The 18,368-nt window shown below is 41.6% G+C and carries 21 protein-coding genes; 1 reads left to right on the top strand and 20 read right to left on the bottom strand.

Translation table 11 applies throughout. The annotated features are described in order from the left end of the window. Positions 1-32: 32 nt before the first annotated feature. The 17 genes from BA70_RS04965 to BA70_RS04890 all read right to left on the bottom strand — a co-directional run bounded on the left by BA70_RS04965 (position 33) and on the right by BA70_RS04890 (position 14,980). Complete coding sequence (locus tag BA70_RS04965) at positions 33-542, bottom strand: YpoC family protein (RefSeq protein ID WP_034318992.1); 510 nt, start codon at positions 540-542, stop codon at positions 33-35. Then, positions 539-1,201 (bottom strand): endonuclease III, encoded by a 663-nt coding sequence (gene nth, locus BA70_RS04960; RefSeq protein ID WP_034318988.1) that lies wholly within the window; start codon positions 1,199-1,201, stop codon positions 539-541. Before nth ends, BA70_RS04965 begins: the two co-directional genes overlap by 4 nt. Positions 1,202-1,218: 17 nt before the next feature. Beyond that, positions 1,219-1,923, bottom strand: a complete 705-nt coding sequence (locus BA70_RS04955) for a DnaD domain-containing protein (RefSeq protein ID WP_034318985.1) — start codon at positions 1,921-1,923, stop codon at positions 1,219-1,221. 97 nt (positions 1,924-2,020) lie between these two features. Next, positions 2,021-3,313 (bottom strand): asparagine--tRNA ligase, encoded by a 1,293-nt coding sequence (gene asnS, locus BA70_RS04950; protein WP_149865346.1) that lies wholly within the window; start codon positions 3,311-3,313, stop codon positions 2,021-2,023. 113 nt (positions 3,314-3,426) lie between these two features. Beyond that, positions 3,427-3,912, bottom strand: coding sequence for a cell wall elongation/penicillin-binding protein regulator TseB (gene tseB / locus BA70_RS04945; protein WP_034318981.1), 486 nt, complete (start codon positions 3,910-3,912; stop codon positions 3,427-3,429). Between the two features lie 12 nt (positions 3,913-3,924). Then, positions 3,925-4,095: a YpmA family protein gene (locus BA70_RS19345; protein WP_008344594.1), complete on the bottom strand. Its 171-nt coding sequence runs from the start codon at positions 4,093-4,095 to the stop codon at positions 3,925-3,927. A 131-nt stretch (positions 4,096-4,226) separates the two neighbouring features. Continuing rightward, complete coding sequence (dinG, locus tag BA70_RS04940) at positions 4,227-7,019, bottom strand: ATP-dependent DNA helicase DinG (RefSeq protein WP_034318978.1); 2,793 nt, start codon at positions 7,017-7,019, stop codon at positions 4,227-4,229. Positions 7,020-7,131: 112 nt separating this feature from the next. Further along, the gene (panD, locus tag BA70_RS04935; protein WP_034318975.1) at positions 7,132-7,515 is read right to left on the bottom strand and encodes an aspartate 1-decarboxylase; all 384 of its coding nucleotides are present in this window, start codon (positions 7,513-7,515) and stop codon (positions 7,132-7,134) included. After that, positions 7,508-8,374, bottom strand: coding sequence for a pantoate--beta-alanine ligase (gene panC, locus BA70_RS04930; protein WP_034318973.1), 867 nt, complete (start codon positions 8,372-8,374; stop codon positions 7,508-7,510). The genes panD and panC overlap by 8 nt, the downstream gene beginning before the upstream one ends. Beyond that, on the bottom strand, positions 8,371-9,210 hold the full coding sequence (gene panB, locus BA70_RS04925; RefSeq protein ID WP_034318970.1) for a 3-methyl-2-oxobutanoate hydroxymethyltransferase: 840 nt from the start codon (positions 9,208-9,210) through the stop codon (positions 8,371-8,373). Before panB ends, panC begins: the two co-directional genes overlap by 4 nt. Positions 9,211-9,408: 198 nt before the next feature. After that, positions 9,409-10,392 (bottom strand): bifunctional biotin--[acetyl-CoA-carboxylase] synthetase/biotin operon repressor, encoded by a 984-nt coding sequence (locus BA70_RS04920; protein ID WP_034318967.1) that lies wholly within the window; start codon positions 10,390-10,392, stop codon positions 9,409-9,411. Further along, the gene (locus tag BA70_RS04915; protein WP_034318964.1) at positions 10,365-11,567 is read right to left on the bottom strand and encodes a CCA tRNA nucleotidyltransferase; all 1,203 of its coding nucleotides are present in this window, start codon (positions 11,565-11,567) and stop codon (positions 10,365-10,367) included. Before BA70_RS04915 ends, BA70_RS04920 begins: the two co-directional genes overlap by 28 nt. Next, positions 11,560-12,705, bottom strand: a complete 1,146-nt coding sequence (bshA, locus tag BA70_RS04910; protein ID WP_034318961.1) for an N-acetyl-alpha-D-glucosaminyl L-malate synthase BshA — start codon at positions 12,703-12,705, stop codon at positions 11,560-11,562. The genes BA70_RS04915 and bshA overlap by 8 nt, the downstream gene beginning before the upstream one ends. Positions 12,706-12,707: 2 nt before the next feature. Beyond that, on the bottom strand, positions 12,708-13,412 hold the full coding sequence (bshB1, locus tag BA70_RS04905) for a bacillithiol biosynthesis deacetylase BshB1 (RefSeq protein WP_034318958.1): 705 nt from the start codon (positions 13,410-13,412) through the stop codon (positions 12,708-12,710). Then, positions 13,399-13,818: a methylglyoxal synthase gene (gene mgsA / locus BA70_RS04900; RefSeq protein WP_034318955.1), complete on the bottom strand. Its 420-nt coding sequence runs from the start codon at positions 13,816-13,818 to the stop codon at positions 13,399-13,401. Before mgsA ends, bshB1 begins: the two co-directional genes overlap by 14 nt. 17 nt (positions 13,819-13,835) lie before the next feature. Further along, the gene (gene dapB, locus BA70_RS04895; RefSeq protein ID WP_034318954.1) at positions 13,836-14,639 is read right to left on the bottom strand and encodes a 4-hydroxy-tetrahydrodipicolinate reductase; all 804 of its coding nucleotides are present in this window, start codon (positions 14,637-14,639) and stop codon (positions 13,836-13,838) included. Between the two features lie 5 nt (positions 14,640-14,644). Next, on the bottom strand, positions 14,645-14,980 hold the full coding sequence (locus BA70_RS04890) for a nucleotide pyrophosphohydrolase (protein ID WP_008344575.1): 336 nt from the start codon (positions 14,978-14,980) through the stop codon (positions 14,645-14,647). A gap of 137 nt (positions 14,981-15,117) precedes the next feature. Here BA70_RS04890 and BA70_RS04885 point away from each other — a divergent pair, with 137 nt between their 5' ends. Further along, positions 15,118-15,990: a YitT family protein gene (locus BA70_RS04885; protein WP_034318953.1), complete on the top strand. Its 873-nt coding sequence runs from the start codon at positions 15,118-15,120 to the stop codon at positions 15,988-15,990. A 31-nt stretch (positions 15,991-16,021) separates the two neighbouring features. Here BA70_RS04885 and ypjB read toward each other — a convergent pair whose 3' ends face one another. The 3 genes from ypjB to BA70_RS04870 all read right to left on the bottom strand — a co-directional run bounded on the left by ypjB (position 16,022) and on the right by BA70_RS04870 (position 18,353). Beyond that, the gene (gene ypjB / locus BA70_RS04880; RefSeq protein ID WP_034318951.1) at positions 16,022-16,825 is read right to left on the bottom strand and encodes a sporulation protein YpjB; all 804 of its coding nucleotides are present in this window, start codon (positions 16,823-16,825) and stop codon (positions 16,022-16,024) included. 65 nt (positions 16,826-16,890) lie between these two features. Then, complete coding sequence (gene lhaT / locus BA70_RS04875) at positions 16,891-17,484, bottom strand: lipoprotein heptaprenylglyceryl N-acetyltransferase LhaT (protein WP_034318949.1); 594 nt, start codon at positions 17,482-17,484, stop codon at positions 16,891-16,893. Between the two features lie 101 nt (positions 17,485-17,585). Then, the gene (locus BA70_RS04870; RefSeq protein WP_034318947.1) at positions 17,586-18,353 is read right to left on the bottom strand and encodes a menaquinol-cytochrome c reductase cytochrome b/c subunit; all 768 of its coding nucleotides are present in this window, start codon (positions 18,351-18,353) and stop codon (positions 17,586-17,588) included. Positions 18,354-18,368 lie beyond the last annotated feature (15 nt).

Here is an 18,368-nt window from a genome sequence, read left to right as displayed (position 1 = left end):
AAAGCACTTGCCATATGAGGCAAGTGCTTTTTTTAACGATTTTGTCTTAACTTTTTGAGTGCTTCGTATTTTCCATACTGCTTTTTTAATTCTGTATATAGTTCGTCCAATTGAATAAAGCAGTGATATTGAGTAGGCTTCAGCAAGATGAACTCTAATCGTTCCGTCCAATTAATAGGAGCAACAGGAAATGTTTCTTGTTTAATGTCTTCCCATTCGAGCGTTTGAAGCCTCTCTCCTTTGATCCAGTAAAACATCGCAATCATACTGACAATTCCTTGTAGCATATCATCCTCTTCACAGCGGGATTTTCTTGTATGAAAACGAGGAAGCATTTTTTCTTTTAATTCATTCCACAGTTCGAACATCACAGGAACAAATTCTTCTGTTTTCTGCCATGGATGCTCGCCTGTTAAAGTCTCTGAAGAGAGATCAAATGCGAGTGGATTGGCTCTAAGTATATCCATTCTTTCGCCTTTTATCTCTATCTTCTTCTCTTTTAGCTTTTCGACATATGAGGTGAATACAGCTGAGCCGCTCATGCCAGCTTCACCAGTCCTTTTTTCAGCCTCTTCTGTCCTTCTCTACACATATCAAGAAGCGGACAGGAGTCGCACTGCGGCCGCTGCGCCTTGCAATGATACCTGCCAAAAAAGATCAGACGATGATGCGTCACAGACCAATCTTCTTTTGGTACCTTCTTCATTAACGTTTGCTCTACTTCAAGAACAGAATCCTTCCACCGGCAAATCCCAAGGCGCTTACTCACTCGTTCTACGTGTGTGTCTACAGCAATGGCCGGCACTCCAAAAGCGACAGATACGACGACATTTGCCGTTTTTCGGCCAACACCAGGAAGCTTTACAAGCTCATCTCGGTCCTTTGGCACTTCACCGTCATATTCTTCAATCAGCATTTTGCTCAATTTTTGAATATTTTTCGCTTTATTCCGATAAAGGCCAATTGAGCGAATATCTTGCTGCAATTCTTCAATCGGAACACTTAAGTAGTCTTCTGGTGTTTTATATTTTTGAAATAAAGTTTTGGTCACTTTGTTCACAAGTACGTCTGTACATTGAGCCGAGAGTGCAACAGCGATCACAAGTTCAAACGGATTTGAATGAACAAGCTCACACTCAGCCTCTGGAAACATATCTCCAATAATATCTAAACACTCATTGATTTGTTTTTTTAATAACATGCCTTCTCCTTTATTGGTTATTGTTCCAGCCAATTATAAAAAGGAACTTGTCGTTTATAAGATGAAGTCTCTTCTTTTGAAGGTGGGGCTTTTTGCTGTGAACGGAAATGCTGGCTATGCTCTTTCGCTTCTTCCGCTGTTTTCAGCCCTTTCTTTTTCCACTCAAATAAGATTCGATCGATATAACGGAAATTTAATTTCCCTGATAAAACCGCTTCTCTTAATGCTAAACGAATCATCGCCGCATCATGATGGTCTTGATCCATCCAGATAGAGAGTGTTTCTCCTTCAAGAGGAGACAGTGGTCTGCCGAATTCATCTTCAAATAGTGCATATAAAGATTTTTCAGCCTGCACATGATTTTTTTGTGCTTCTTTCGCCTGTTTTGCTTCTAAAAAGTCATACAGCACGCCCCATAAAGGCTCTACTGAGTACCGGTCATGCTGAATACCTGACCTGTCTTCAAACGGCTGAATCGAAATAAACCCCTTTTGGATTAAATGCTGCACCATATAAGCACACTCTTCAGCAGAAATGGTCATGCCATGAGAAAGCTCTTCAAATGTTTGAAAGAAAACACCTTGTTCTTCATTCATTTTAATCTTTAGCATCACCATCATTTGTGGTTCATTCAGTCCTAACTGCTCATAATGAGCAATCAGCAAATTAGGCAAACTTGTTGAACCCATTTGCTGCATATTAATAAATTGCTGCCTATTCATCGGATACACCTCTTCACTTTAAGTATATCACGTTTTATTTCACGTGCCCCCTAAAAAGACGTTTGAAAAAGCCTCCATATGTTGGAGGCTTTACGTCTTAAGGATATAAACGGTTTAATAATCTTGGGAATGGAATGGTTTCACGCACATGCGGCGCTCCGCTAATCCAAGCAACTGTTCGTTCAAGGCCAAGACCAAAACCTGAATGCGGTACAGAACCGTATTGTCTTAATTCTATATACCATTTGTAAGTTTCTTCATCTAACCCGTGTTCTTTTAATCTTGCTTCAAGCAGCTCTAGATCATGAACACGTTCAGAACCGCCGATAATCTCTCCGTAGCCTTCTGGTGCAATTAAGTCTGCACAAAGCACTACGTCATCACGGTCTGGTGCTGGCTGCATATAAAACGGTTTTAATGAAGTTGGGTAATGAGTGATAAACACTGGTTTATCATAGCTTTCGGCGATCGCTGTTTCATGAGGCGCCCCGAAGTCATCTCCCCATTCAATATCATCAAATCCTTTATCCTGTAAGAATTTGATCGCTTCATCATACGTGATGCGCGGGAATGGTGCTTTGATATTTTCTAATTTAGCTGTATCACGGCCAAGTGTGTGCAGCTCCACTTTACAGTTTTCGAGTACACTTTGAACAACGTGAGACACATAATTTTCTTGATACTCAAGGTTTTCATTAAATTCTACAAAAGCCATCTCAGGCTCGATCATCCAAAACTCGATTAAATGACGTTTTGTTTTAGATTTTTCAGCTCTAAATGTAGGGCCAAAGGAGAATACTTTTCCGAGTGCCATCGCAGCAGCTTCCATGTAAAGCTGTCCACTTTGAGAAAGGTACGCATCTTCATCAAAATATTTAGTAGCAAACAGCTCAGTTGTTCCTTCAGGAGCACTTCCTGTTAAAATTGGCGGATCCACTTTCACGAAGCCTTCTTGATGGAAAAACTCATATGTAGCACGAATAATTTCGTTACGAATTTTCATAATGGCATGCTGTTTTTTTGAACGAAGCCATAAATGACGGTGATCCATTAAGAATTCTGTCCCATGCTCTTTTGGTGTAATTGGGTAATCAGTTGCTTCGTGAATCACTTCAATGGATTTCACTTGTAATTCAAAACCAAGTGGTGAACGCTCGTCTTTTGTCACTTGTCCTGTCACATATACAGATGTTTCTTGTGTGACTGATTTCGCAAGCTTAAAGACATCCTCTTCCACTTCTGCTTTTACAACGACTCCTTGAATAAAGCCTGTCCCGTCCCGCAGCTGCAAGAATGCAATTTTTCCGCTTGAACGTTTATTGGCAATCCATGCGCCGATTGTTACTTCTTCATCGACGTGTTTGAACACTTGATTAATTGTTGTTTTCAACATATTTCCCTCCAAAGCCAGAAAGAAACTCACCTTTGATAGGTGTGATTCTTTTTTCATACATTTTATTATAACCGTACTAAATCAGCATGGTCAACGTAAGACAGGAGAAACTATGGTGTTAAATTTTTTTCCACTCGTCCTGTCGTAAAATCGACATAGCTGAAGCTATATTGATTGTTCTCATTTAAGTACGTCACTTCCCAAAGGAGTACGTCACCCTCTCTTGCTAATTTGACGTCCTTTACCTTAGAAACGGTGTTCTCCTTTTGAACGGCTTGTACTGCTTGGTTTGAGGTAATGCCTTCTTTTGCTTTTTTTGCGATCACTTTTTCTTTTTTGCTGGCAGGTACCCACACATAGGTCGTTTCATTTTGTTTGTTTTTTCCTTCAACAATGAATTGTTTTTCTTTTCCAACAAAGGTTTCCACTTGCTCGACCTGTACTATTTTTGCTTGTTCTTTTGCTCGTTCAATCGCTGCCTCATGACCTTGTTCTTTTTGACCCATGGCAATCTGATAAATCCACGAAAAGCTGATGATGCCAATGAGTAAAACGAGTGCCACAACGGACGAAATAATCCAGACTATTTTTTTCATGTCAAGCTTCCCCTATGTGCGATATATTGTAAATATCGCTTGATTTTGATCTTCTTGATCTAATGCTAACCCAAACATCAGATCTTCTCTTTTCAGCGTTCTGTTCAACAAATCAACGATTTTGTAAAGGTCTTCTGAATGCTTAATTTGAACAGTTGAAAGTACCTCTATTTTACTTTCCACTTCTAATTCCTCCTCGGTACGTAAATATTGTTAGTCATACTTTTCTGCGTGGGAACCGATACTATTTCTACAACGGAACACAAAAGCCGTTACGATAAATTAACTCCAAACCCACACCAGCTAAAGGCCGCTTATGACAGCGGCTTTTCGTTGTTTAGCTTCTCTATATACGCAGCAAGTGATTCCTTTGACATCTCATGGACAGGTGCATGAGGAAGTGATTCTAAAAAGAGTCTTCCGTATGAAGCGGTTTTCACTCGGCGGTCTAGAATCAGCAATGTACCTATTTCCTTTTCCGAGCGAAGCAAGCGTCCTGCGCCTTGCTTGAAGGTTAAGACAGCTTCTGGGAGAGCAACGGCTTTAAACGGATTCTTCCCTTGTTTTTTAGCTGCTTCGCATTTTGCTTCAATGAGCGGTGAATCGGGCGGCCGGAAAGGTAGACGTGCCATAATGACAGTCGTCAGCTCAGAGCCTGGAAAATCTACTCCTTCCCAAAAACTACCCGTACCAAGTAAAATGGCTTGCTTGGCTAATTTGAACATTTTCGTCAATTTCACTGGGCTTCCACCTGTCAGACCTTGAGCAAACAGGGCTGATTGCATGCCTCCTGTTTTCAGCTCTTCATACACTGCTTTTAACATTTCATGTGAATTAAATAAAACCAATATCTTCGCTTTATCCTGCTTTTCCATGATCTTAATATATCCTGCTGCTTGCTTCACATAGTCTCGTTCATCACGGTTGGTGATCGGCGGCATGTCGGCCGGCACAACGACCTTAAGCTGCTTTTCAAGTTCAAATGGTGAATCGATTTGGACAAGGTGCGGGTAAAAATCTTGCAGGCCAAATCGCTCCAAGCAATAATCAAAGCGATGATTGACTGTGAGTGTCCCTGACGTGAGGACGACACTTTTTTTGTTCATAAAAAATCGATCAGCCAAAAGCTCCCCTGTATCTAGCGGCTGTGCATGCATAAAGACAGCATTTTTGGCACCCTTTGCATCAATCTCAATCCAAACCGTTTCATCATTTTTCGGTTCAAAAATAAACCGGTACAGCGTACTGCAAAATGTATGCATAAACGACATGACTTGATCGTATTCCTCTGCTTCAAAGGCAAAGTGTTCTGTCAGTTGATCACTTTTTTGAAGAAGCTCGTTTTTTTGCTGCTCATACAGCTTCTCACAAGCAATTAACAAGGAACAAAGCTTACTCGCAGTCTCTTTAATTCGTTTCCACTGAGCATGCTTTGAATGATGACGGACTCTATAAATGAGACGATTGATGTCTGCTTTTGGTTTTGTCCTTTTGACAAAAGAATGGACTGTGCTAAAAAATGCGTCACTTTCCATTTGAAGCTGATTGAGATACTCATCCATTTCGATAAAGGTATCCGTCGATAAACCTGCACCGTGAAATCTCTTTTTCAGTTTCTTTAACAGTCCGTCTTGTAAGGAGCCAAGCTGCGTTAATTTCGCATGAAGCTGGATATAAGACGCATTGTCCCCTAGTGTTTCATTGGCTGTTTTCTCAAATTGATGGGCTTCGTCAATCACATATACGTCTGCATGCTGAAAGATAGACGATGCTTCCGTTTGTGATAAAAGCAGGCGGTGATTCGTTAAAATTAGATCAGCTGTTTTTGCTCTTCTTTTGGCGCGTTCATAAAAACAATATTCTTTAAAGCGACGCTTTTTCGATGTAAACGGCATGTGCACACAGGAAATTCGATCTTTTATATTTGCAGCACCTGACGGTAAATTCAGTTCAGATAAATCACCCGTCTCTGTTACTAGGAGCCACATTAATATTTGCGCTTTTGTTAAGACAACATCATAGTTATCATCTTCCTCATGGAGTACATGCTCAAACTTATCTAAACAAATATAATGTGCTCGCCCTTTGAATACGCAGGCAGCTGGCTCAAATGGGAGCAATTGATTTAAGAGCGGCACATCGCGCTGAAGCATTTGCTGCTGCAGTAGAATTGAATATGTACTGATAATGACAGGTTTTCCTGATTTCTTTGCCTCTAAAGCTGCTGGAATGAGGTAAGCCAGTGTTTTCCCTATTCCTGGTGCCGCTTCAATTAAAGCGTAGGCCCTTTCATGAAACACGTCTCTGACTTTATTCATCATCGTGAGCTGGCCTTTTCTTACTTCATAGCCTTCTAACGTTTGCGGAAGCTTTTCTTTTATCTCCTCAAACATCTTCTCGTCGTCTTCGCCTACTGAATGTGTCGTATCATTTAAGCGATTGGTCACATCTTTTACAGCAAAAGAGCCGACTTCCACCAAAGAATCTTCCTGACTAGAATGACTCGTTTCAAGCTGCTTTATTAAAAGTCCAATATCACTTAAAAGATATGAGGATAATCTGCGCAGCTGCTTTAACACATTTGGCGGTGTATGTTTCAATTGAAGTAACAAGGTTAAAAATAACATGGCAGTAACTTCCGCATCACTATCCGCTCGGTGCGGGTGGTCATGTGGAAGCATGAGCTCTTCACTTAATTCAGTTAACTTGTAACCTTCAAGCTCAGGATAAAGAATTCTAGAAACCTCAACCGTATCAATCGCTAGCACATCCAGCTCATTTTTCCCGCATGCTTTTAGTTCATCATTTAAAAAGTTCAAGTCAAAATGAACATTGTGCGCAACAAAATAAGCGCCATGTATGAGGTCATACACCTCTTGAGCAATGTCCTCAAAAAACACCGCATCGTCAACCATGTGCTGCTGAATGCCTGTCAGCTGTTCAATAAATCCAGGGATCGTCTTTCCTGGGTTCACATATTTTGAATACCGTTCGACAATTTGTCCATTTTCAATGACCACCGCAGCAATTTGAATGATTTTATCACCCTTTTTTGGTGAATTCCCGGTGGTTTCAATATCAACGACAACAAACCTTTGATCGGTCATAAAATGGACACCTCAATTCCTCGTTCCACTCGAAGTGAAACACGCTCTGGGCATATAACTAAAACAGAACAGCTTCTTTTCATGAAACTGTCCTGTTTCCATGTAGCGTGCGTTATAAAATCGTTCTCGCAGGCTCTTGCCCAATCATTTGTTCAATTTGATTTTGCTTATTTAACACGACCACTTTAGGTGTATGTGTCTTTGCTTCTTCATCTGACAACATCCCATAAGCGATAATAATGACTTCATCCCCTGGCTGAACCAATCTCGCTGCCGCACCATTTAGACAGATGACACCGCTTTTTCTTTCACCAGGAATAATATATGTTTCAAGTCTAGCTCCATTGTGATTATTGACAATTTGCACTTTCTCATTTGCCATCATGCCTGCCGCATCAAGTAAATCTTCATCGATTGTAATACTGCCTACATAATGTAAGTTTGCTTCTGTCACAGTCGCTTTATGGAGTTTAGAGGTCATAAAGGTTCTATACATGTTTTTCACCGCTTTCAGGAACATGGAAAATCACATTATCAATCAGTCTTGCGCGTGAGAATTTCACTGCAATTGCAATAATGACCTTACCTGCTAATTGTTCAAGTGGTTCGAGTTCGGGATATGAGTAGATCTCAATATAATCAATTTCTCCACTTGTTTGAAGAAGCTCCTCTTCAACCACCTGATACATACGATGTATATCACGTTCACCTTTTTCAACAGCTGCCTGTCCCTTTTTTAATGCCCGGTATAGAGCGGGTGCTTCTTGTCTTTCTGTTTCAGACAAATAGACATTCCTTGAGCTTTTTGCTAAACCGTCTTCTTCTCGAACCGTTGGAACAGACACAAGGTGAAGATCGAAGAAGAAATCCTTGATCATCGCATCTATCACAGCGACTTGCTGTGCATCCTTTAGACCAAAGTATACATTTGTTGGTGAAACAAGATGAAATAGCTTTGTGAGTACAGTAACAACACCGTCAAAATGCCCTGGACGCTTCTTCCCGCATAAGACATCTGTCCGTTTTTGAACCGTCATCGTAATAGATGGTTCATCTTGATACATTTCCTTCACATCAGGTGTAAATAAAATATCCACTCCTGCTTCCTCTGCAAGGCGCTGATCTCTTTTGATATCCCTCGGATACGAGTCAAAGTCTTCGTTCGGTCCAAATTGCAAAGGATTGACAAAAATGCTCATCACCACGATGTCATTTTGATCTCTTGCCTCTTTCGCCAAAGTCAAATGCCCTTCATGAAGGAAGCCCATCGTTGGAACAAAGCCAATGGAATGCTGCTTTTTTTGATACTGCTTCGTCAGTTCTTTTAGTTCATGATTATGGGTGACAACTTTCATTTTTTGATTCCCCCATATAAACCATCAAGGACTTCTTCTTTGATATGAAATGTGTGCGTGTCCTCTGGGAATGTACGTGCTTTTACTTCTTTTGTATATTGAATGAGCGCTTCTTCTAGTACAGCATCAATTTGCGCGTATTGTTTCACAAATTTAGGTGTTCTAGACACCCCGTATCCTACCACATCATGGTAAACGAGAACTTGTCCGTCTGCTTCAGCTCCTGCACCAATTCCAATGACAGGGATTTTCAGCATGTCGGTAATACGTTTTGTCAGTTCACCAGGTACACATTCTAGCACAAGTGCAATCGCACCTGCTTCCTCACATTTCAGACTATCTTCAATTAATTTTTTAGCACTCTCATGGTCTTTCCCCTGTACTTTATACCCACCAAGCACACCAACTGATTGAGGTGTGAGGCCTAAATGACTGACAATAGGAATTCCACCTCTTGTTAAAGCCTGAATGGATTCAAACACGCCATCTCCGCCTTCTAGCTTTAAGGCATCAGCACCGCTTTCTTGCATCATCCGTGCTGCATTTTTCATCGTTTCTTCTAATGAATAATGATAAGACATAAATGGCATATCGGTCACAATAAATGTGTCTTTTGCGCCTCTTTTGACTGCTTTTGTGTGATGGATCATATCATCCATCGTCACTTGTACTGTGGAATCAAGTCCAAGTACAACCATCCCAAGTGAATCACCAACTAAGATCATGTCGACTTCCGCTTTTTCCGCTTGCTTAGCAGCTGGATAGTCGTATGCTGTCAGCATCACAATAGGTTCGTTTTGTTCTTTCATTTTGAAAAAATCTAGCTTTGTCTTCATTTGTTCCTCCTCATTCTGGAGAGGAGATGGCTTGCCTCGCATCACATGTTCTTTTCTCTCATGCGCGGCGAATCATCCCTCTGTCCAAGTCCCTTAGGATCTAGGCAGAAATTGATTAAATTTTTCTTCCTAACAGGTACAGTTCTTTTACAGATACTGCCCACACGAAGTATATCAAAAATGGACCGGGTGTTCCACTTAAGTTGACTTGATCTCTATGTCTGCGGAATAGATTTTTTGGATACCGTCCGCCGTTTCCAGTAATAAGACACCTTCATCATTGATTCCAAGCGCCGTTCCATTATATTGCCCATTGACGGTGCGCGCGACAATACGTTTACCGATAGTCATCGTAAACGATTCCCATAATTGTTTGATCGGGGCAAATCCATGCTTCATATAATCCTCATACCTTTTTTCAAAGGTGGACATGATGTTTTGAATCAGTGCAGCTCGATCTACTTTTTCATTCAGTTCTATTCGCAAACTTGTGGCGATATCCTTTAGTTCATCAGGGAAATCATCCGCCGTTTGGTTCACATTAATGCCTGGACCAATAATCACCGCATGAACCTGGTCAGCTTCTGCTTTTAATTCAGTTAGAATGCCAACAACTTTTTTTCCGTTTAACAGAATATCATTTGGCCATTTAATCGATGGACTGAGTCCTGTTTGAAGCGCGATTGCTTCTGTGATGGCTACAGATGCTAAAAGCGTCATTTGCGGCGCTTTGTAGAGCGGAATTTCAGGCCTGATAATCAGACTCATCCAAATGCCTGTCCCATTTGGTGAATGCCACGTTCTTTGAAGGCGCCCTTTTCCGTTTGTCTGATGATCACTGACAACAAGCGTGCCATGAGGCGCTCCTTCATTTACAAGATCATGGGCAATCAGCTGAGTTGAAGCGACTTCTTCTTGAAAGTAAATGTGCCTGCCAAATCCCTCTGTTTTCAAACCAAAAAGAATTTCGTCCTCGCTAATTTTGTCCGGTTTACGAAGCAGGCGGTATCCTTTTCTCCTAACGGCTTCTACCTCATAGCCTTCTTTTCGCAAATCCTCTATATGCTTCCATACAGCCGTTCGGGAGCAACCAAGCTCATCACATATTTGCTGGCTCGAGACAAAATCTTGATCAGATGTTGTAAATAGTTCAATTAATCGTTTTCTAATTGCTGATCGCATGCTATGAGCCACTCCTCTATGGCTTCTTTTCGGTTTTCCAAACGGTTTTGCAGAACCGCTTTTTTCACGAAATGAAGCTCTTCTGCAATCCATTTACCTGATGCCTTCTGCCGAAAAGCCATTAAATCTTTTCCTGAAACAGCAAGGTCTTGGAGCTTTTTAATAGGGAGCGCATCATATGAATGCTTTGCCGCCTCCAGCTCATCAAAGAAAATGCGGCGCTCATGTTTTAACTGCGTGATTTTCAAACTAGATAATAGCACGTGTTCACCAGCTTCAAACATCTTCTCCGCATCCCAATCACAATCGATGTATTTGCTAATGGCAACCGACTCTTTCAAAAGCTTCGTTGACAGCTTCCATTCTTTTAAGAGGGACACAGCCTCCGTCTCATCTAGACCGAGCAAATGAATGAAAGCGCCCCATACCTCTTCTAGTCCGTCCAGTAAATAATACGGGAATGCTTGAAAGGATTCATTGAGCCTTCCCTCTTGGAGACCTGGCAATTCTTCATACAATTTGGTTGAAATGAGAACCTTTATGGCCTGCTTACAATAGCGCCCTTTTAAAAGTTTCTCCATTTCAATCTTTTTGCGCTCAACAGATATGTTGGCAAGCAGGTGTTTATCTTTTTTCATCGCATCAGCCGTCTCAGCAGCGAGCTCAAAACCGAGCTGGCTTAAAAAACGGACGGCTCTCATCATGCGAAGCGCATCTTCTTCAAAGCGGCAAGCGGGATCTCCAACAGTTTGAATTCGTTTCCGCTCAATATCCTGTTTGCCCCCTACATGGTCAATGATCTCGCCATTTATATCCATGGCCATCGCATTGATTGTTAAATCTCTTCTTAAAAGATCTTCCTTTAATGATGTGATAAACTCCACTTCTTTAGGTCTGCGAAAATCTTCATATTCTGACTCAGTTCGAAACGTCGTGACCTCATAGCTGACCCCATCATGTAAAACTATAACTGTGCCATGCTCCTTGCCAACATCAACTGTTTTTTCAAATAAAGACTCCACTGTATCAGGCGTTGCATCTGTCGCAATATCGATATCCCCGATTTCTCGATCTAAAAGAACATCTCTCACCGCTCCACCAACAAAGTAAGCCTGATAACCATGTTCGTGCAGTGTATGTAAAATAGGGATCGCATGTGTGAATGGTTCATTCATCTTCATCATCACCTTCGATCAATTCTAGGTAAAGCTCTTCATATTCTCTCACAATTTTTTCAGAAGAGAAATTGGTCTGAACACTAGACTGGGCTGCCATTGACACTTGCTCATGGAGCGCTTTGTCTTTAAGTAACGACACCGCATGATTTGCTGCCCCGTCTATATCACCGAGCGGGACAAGAAATCCTGTCTCTCCATGTGCAATGACCTCTGGAATTCCGCCAACATCTGTTGCAATACAAGGGACACCGCAGGCCATTGCTTCAAGAAGTACAAGCCCAAAGCTCTCCTTCTCAGAAAGGAGCAGCTTCAAATCACTAATTGAATAAAGCTCCTCTACCTTCTCTTGCTTTCCTAAAAACAACACACGGTCAGTTAGTTCCAGCTTTTTCACAAGATCGCATACGACCGACTTTTCAGGACCATCACCAATAAGCAGCAGCTTTGCATGCACCTGGTCAGAAATCTTTTTAAAGACATGAATCACGTCATGCACCCGCTTTACCTTTCGGAAGTTCGATACATGGATGATGACCTTTTCGTCCTGCATGAGACCATAATGTTTCTTCAGCACTTCGTGATCTTCACGCAAATACACACGCTCATCGACGAAATTATGGATCGTATCGATTTTTTTATCCGGTTTAATCAGATCATACGTCTGTGCAGCTAATGAATGCGACACAGCTGTTACCCGGTCCGATGATTCGATGGCAAACCGAATCACTTCCTTTAATGATGGATCATAGCCTAAAACCGTAATATCCGTCCCGTGAAGCGTGGTAACGACTTTTACTGTGTGTCCCGTCATTTGCTTGGCTAAGAACGCACAGACGGCGTGAGGGACCGCATAATGCGCGTGAATAATATCGAGCTTCTCTCGTTTTGCGACTTCCGCCAATTTACTTGCTAGTGCAAGGTCATAAGGTGGATATTGAAAAACAGCATATTGATTGACATCCACCTCATGAAAATAAATATTCGGATACACTTTATTGAGTCTAAACGGAATGCTTGAGGTAATGAAATGAACATCGTGCCCTTTTTCAGCTAAACGTTTTCCAAGCTCTGTGGCAATAATGCCCGAACCGCCAACACTTGGATAACAAGTGATTCCGATCTTCAGTTTTTTCATAATTACCCCCCAAGTAAGTCATCATCCATCAAAAGTGGTTTCTTTGTCAAAAACCCTTCTGCATAAGCTTTATTGACTTCCCTTCCATACATAGACTCTCTCATTTTGACAAAATCAATATAACCATTCACAAGAGGTGTCTCCACTGAATTCGGCGTTTTGACAAATTGACTTTTATACGCATGTAAGCTATCGATTTTTTGTTGCATCTCACTAGAAATATCGATCACAAAATCTGGACGATGATGGCCGTTAATCATGTAATAATACATCTGGCTTATTTTATGCGCTGGCTGCTTGTATGAATCTTCAAATTTATGTATACCTGCAGAAAAAGCTGCTTCTTCTACAAGTGAACCCGCATGACCATGATCAGGATGTCGATCTTGGTGGTGCGGAGCAAAAATAAGTGTTGGTTTGTATGTTCGAATGACGCCCGCAATTTCCTTCATCGCTTCGTCATTCAAATGCAGCCCTCTATCTGGCAGCGTGAGCTGAATTCGAGTCGTCACACCTAAAATGGCGGCGGCTGCTTTTGCCTCTTCTTTCCGGCTCTCTACCGTTCCATTCGATGATAATTCAGCCTGGGTCAAGTCGCAAATTCCGACACGCGCCCCTTTTTTTACGTATTTTGCAATCGTTCCACCCATTCCGATTTCTACATCATCGCTATGGGCACCGAATGCAAGGATATCAAGTCGTTTCATTTGTTCCTCCGTTTTTTGCTACATCTCGAAATTCAAACGTACCTTTATTTAAATTCCTGACTAAAATTTCAGCTGTGCCCATATTCGTGGCCAATGGAATGGCATACACATCGCAAAGCCGGATAAGTGCAGATACATCCGGTTCATGTGGCTGCGCGGTTAGCGGGTCTCTAAAAAAGAGCACAAGATCCATTGCATTATCAGCAATCAAGGCACCAATCTGCTGATCTCCTCCAAGTGGTCCTGATTGGAAACGATGAATGGGAAGCCCCGTCGCTTCTTTCACTCTCAAACCTGTTGTCCCTGTTGCATAAAGTGTATGATCTGCCAAAATATCACGGTACGCAATGGCGAACTGAATCATGTCACTTTTTTTCTTATCGTGAGCGATTAAAGCAATGTTCATCAGGAATCCACTCCTTATTAGTCGATAATATTTTCTAAGCCATAGACAAGTTGATCAATATGCATGACCTGTTCTACTGAAAGCTTCACACCAGACATAAATGACGCACGGTTATAAGAATCATGACGAATTGTGAGCGTCTGTCCGTCCATTCCAAACAGCACTTCTTGATGTGCAATCATGCCTGGAAGCCTTACGCTGTGCAGACGGATGCCATCATAATCTGCTCCTCGTGCGCCTTCGATTAATTCTTTTTCTTCAGGGTGTCCCTGCTTTTTGCTTTCTCTTACTTCTGCAATCATTTCAGCCGTTTTTAACCCAGTACCGCTCGGGGCATCTAATTTTTTATCATGATGAAGCTCAATGATTTCAACGTCAGGAAAGTAATTCGCTGCCATTTTAGCAAACTTCATCATTAAAACGGCACCGACAGCAAAGTTAGGTGCAATAATACAGCCTATGCCCTTTTCTTCTGTTAATTGCTGAAGCTCTTTCAAGTCAGCTTCTGAAAAACCAGTTGTGCCTACCACTGGACGCACGCCGTGTTCAAGAGCTTTTTTTGTATGTACTTTCCCAATTTCTGGTGTCGTCAGATCAATTAATACATCAGGTGCTGTCTCTGAAAGACACACATCAATATCTGTATAAATTGGCGCATCAGATGTCGTATGAATCACGTCAGATAATTTTTTTCCTTCGTGCGCGTGATCAAGTGCTGCCACTAGCTCAAAATGGCTTGTTTCTTCTGCTAGCTTGACAGCCTCTATCCCCATTCTTCCTCTTGCTCCAGCGATTACTACTTTGATGGTTTGGTTCGTCATCGTCTCTACTTCCCTTCTTTTTTCGTCCAGCGGTCTTTGTCTCTAGTATTGAATTTATGCATCACACGATCATGAGCTTCTTCAAGTGATATATTGAGTGAATTGGCCAGGCATGTTAACACGAACAATACATCACCAATTTCTTCTTCCATGCTTTTTTCCGTTTCGGTTGTTTTTTTCGGCTTTTCTCCATAATAATGGTTAACCTCTCTTGCCAGCTCGCCTAATTCTTCAGTCAAACGGGCCATCATGGCAAGTGGGCTAAAATAGCCTTCTTTAAATTGTCCTATGTAATCATCTACTTCTTGCTGCACGTGACGCAGCGTTTTTTCATTCGTCATGAAGCTCATCCTCCTATCCGTCTCTTACATGTTAGCGAAATCATAAATATTTGACAAATGTTTAAAACTCAGTTTGCTTGTTTCTCTCCCATACCATATAATATTATCGCTGTCTAAGCAAAAAAAGGAGTGATCTCTTGCTAAAAGAAATTCGTCTTAAAAATATCGTCTTTATTTTAATAGGATCTGCGATTTTTTCTTTCGGTCTTGTTCATTTTAATATGCAGAACAACTTGGCAGAAGGCGGATTTACAGGTATTACACTGCTTTTATATTTTCTATTTCACATTGACCCATCCATTTCAAACCTTGTCTTAAACATTCCGATCTTTTTTATCGGCTGGAAAATGCTCGGCAGAACGATGTTTACTTATACAATTGTAGGAACCGTCAGTCTTTCTGTCTTCCTTGCCATCTTCCAGCGCTTTCAAATACATATGCCTCTCCAACACGATTTAGCCTTAGCCGCACTCTTTGCAGGTGTCTTTATCGGAACAGGCCTCGGGATCATCTTTAAATTCGGCGGTACAACAGGCGGCGTGGACATTATCGCAAGACTGATCAACAAGCATTATCATGTGGCAATGGGCAGAACGATGTTTATCTTCGACGCATGCGTCATTACCATCTCTCTCACCTATTTAAATTACAAAGAAGCCATGTATACACTCGTAGCAGTATTTGTTGCTGCGAAAGTGATCGATTTCATGCAAGAAGGCGCTTACGCAGCCAAAGGAGCGATGATTATTTCTGAAAAGGATGACATCATTCAAAAGAAAATCACTGAAGAAATGGAACGCGGTGTGACCATTTTAAAAGGTGTCGGTTCCTATACGAAACAGGAACGCAATGTCCTTTATTGTGTCGTTCCAAAAAATGAGCTTGTCCACCTCAAAAGCGTCGTGACCTCAGTTGATCCTCATGCGTTTGTATCAGTGAGTGACGTGCATGACGTACTCGGTGAAGGCTTCACATTAGATGAACACAAAAAGCCGCTCAATCCCCATTAAAAAAAGAAGCCCAAAAATGGTGCTTCTTTTTTCATGATTTTGGATAATCAGCCTGCCGCTTTTGTTTCTTCTCTTTTTCAGCACGGTATTTCCGAAATCCAACATACGTTAAAGTGAGTAAAATCATACTGCCTGTTGTTAAAATGACCCATAACAGCGATGGATCGGCTTCATCTTGATCGACGTTAGCAAATACACTAGATAAATCCTCTTCCAGCTTTGTGAGACGCTCAAGCTTTGTCCCACTCGAAGCTTTTAAAAATTCACCTTGTTCGATCACTTCCATGTGCTGCTTAATCGTCTGAAGCTTTTCAGGCGAAATATCGATGGTTAAACTCGGATAAATCATATCGTATAAAGAAACGAGCTCATTCCAAGTTTCATAGAACGTTGTGGACTCTGGATCTTTCACTTCCTTTTTCAACGTAGGAAAAGACCCCATTATGGGCTTCTCCAGGGAACCCCAAAGAGGTTCAGAATCCGATTGAATCGCATCGATCAGCATTCTAAACTGAGAAGCATAACGAAGCTTTTCGCGCTCATTCAATTCTTCCTGCGGGAGCCCTTTAATGATATCTTGATAGCCAAGTGTAATTTGCCGAACCTGTGTATTTGTCAGCGTTCCACGCCAATTCTCAGCTTTAAATGTCTTTTCAACATACAATGCGACCTGTAATGCCTCATCATATTTAGCTTGTCTCGTTAATTGAAAGATTGAATCTGATAGTTCCGTTAATTCTTGCAGCGTTTTAGCGGCTGTTTCCTCACCTTTAGCTACAGCTGGATGTAATACGAGAAAAAATAATAGAATCATCGCGATTGGCTTTCGTTTCATGCAAGTCCCTCCTAGCCCTTCTCCATACAGCGTATGAAGAAAAGGACAAGGTTAGACCAACATTGTTAAGGGAGTTCTAGCTTGATCGATTTTTTCGATAGAACGAGATAATGCGAAACAAGAAGAACAGCGATACTCAACCAAAACGTGACATAGCCGATCTCATTCGAATATGCAGAAAGCATTGAATACCGGGGCATCATACCAAACACATAATCAATCACATCATTATGTAAAATCCAAATGCCAGCTACAACTAAGTGGCGCATCTGAAAACGATAATACGGCGCATATAATACAGCCTGAACCGCCATCGCAAAGTGAGACCCAATTAGCATGTAGCCTTCCCACGGGAAATCATCAACCGAAACGAGCACAAAAATATTCATTCCGACAGCCCATAACCCATATTTAATCAAGGTCACAAGCGCGAGCGCTTCAAAATAAGGAGCGTGACGCTTCATCAGAAACGCAAGTAATACAAATAAAAAGAAAAAGCTTGCCGTTGGGCTGTCTGGAACAAAAGCTAAAAAGATAGCCGGCGTCTCTACGAGCTGCGGAATATACCAATAATAGCCGTACACAGTGCCAAGGAAATTAACAATAAGCACCAGCACAAGCATGTAGCGCGTGGCTAACAAATATTGAATCCATCTCATATGTCTCTTCACTCACGATCTGTTAAAATCAGAAAAAAGCTGACAGCGCCAGCTTTTTTCTCTTTTGAGTATATCCTTGTACTTGCTTTTAAACAACTGAATTATTTAGATTTGACCTCAGATAAATATTTAGAGAGCTTTTCAAGTTCTTCATCGCTGCCTTTAAAGATGCCCTTAGGCATGTTACCTTTTCCTTCTACAGCAATTTTAGCAATTTCTTCAGGCGAAAGACCGTTATCAACAAGTGACGGTCCGGCTGCTCCGCCTTGCATATTATCCCCGTGACAGGAGATACATGTCTGCTCTTGATAAATTTTATACTCTTCGGCTGAGGTGTCAATCTCCGCTTCTTTCTTAATTTCACCTTGTTTCGCAGCTGCTTCCCAATCGTGAGTAGCAACAGACTCCCAAGTTAAATAGGTTGCTGCACCAACTGCAAGGATCATCATCCCTACTGCAATCGGTCTTCTATACGGTCTGCGTTCAGGACCAGAATCAAGAAATGGTGCGAGCAAAAGTGCACCAAACGCAATTCCAGGCATAATCATCGCGCCAACTACAGTATAGCTTCCTGCAGCAAATTCATATTTTAATAACTGGTACAAAAATAAGAAATACCAGTCTGGCAGCGGAATATAGCCCGTATCTGTTGGATCAGCCATCCGCTCAAGCGGAGGTGCATGAACAACAGTTAGGACAAGAAATCCAATTAAAAAAACGGCACCTACAAGCCATTCCTTTAAAAGAAAGTTCGGCCAAAAGGCTTCTGTTTTCCCCGGATATTCGGAATAGTCTTTAGGTATGTTAGGTTTTCTTTCTGCCGGAATTCTAGAATCTCCGACAAACTTCATCCCTTTTCCCCTATGCAAAGTCATCCCCTCCTC

The sequence above is a fragment of the Bacillus zhangzhouensis genome, from assembly GCF_000715205.1.
In the GTDB taxonomy this organism is placed as follows: domain Bacteria; phylum Bacillota; class Bacilli; order Bacillales; family Bacillaceae; genus Bacillus; species Bacillus zhangzhouensis.
This window is presented reverse-complemented; position numbering and strand designations above follow the sequence as displayed.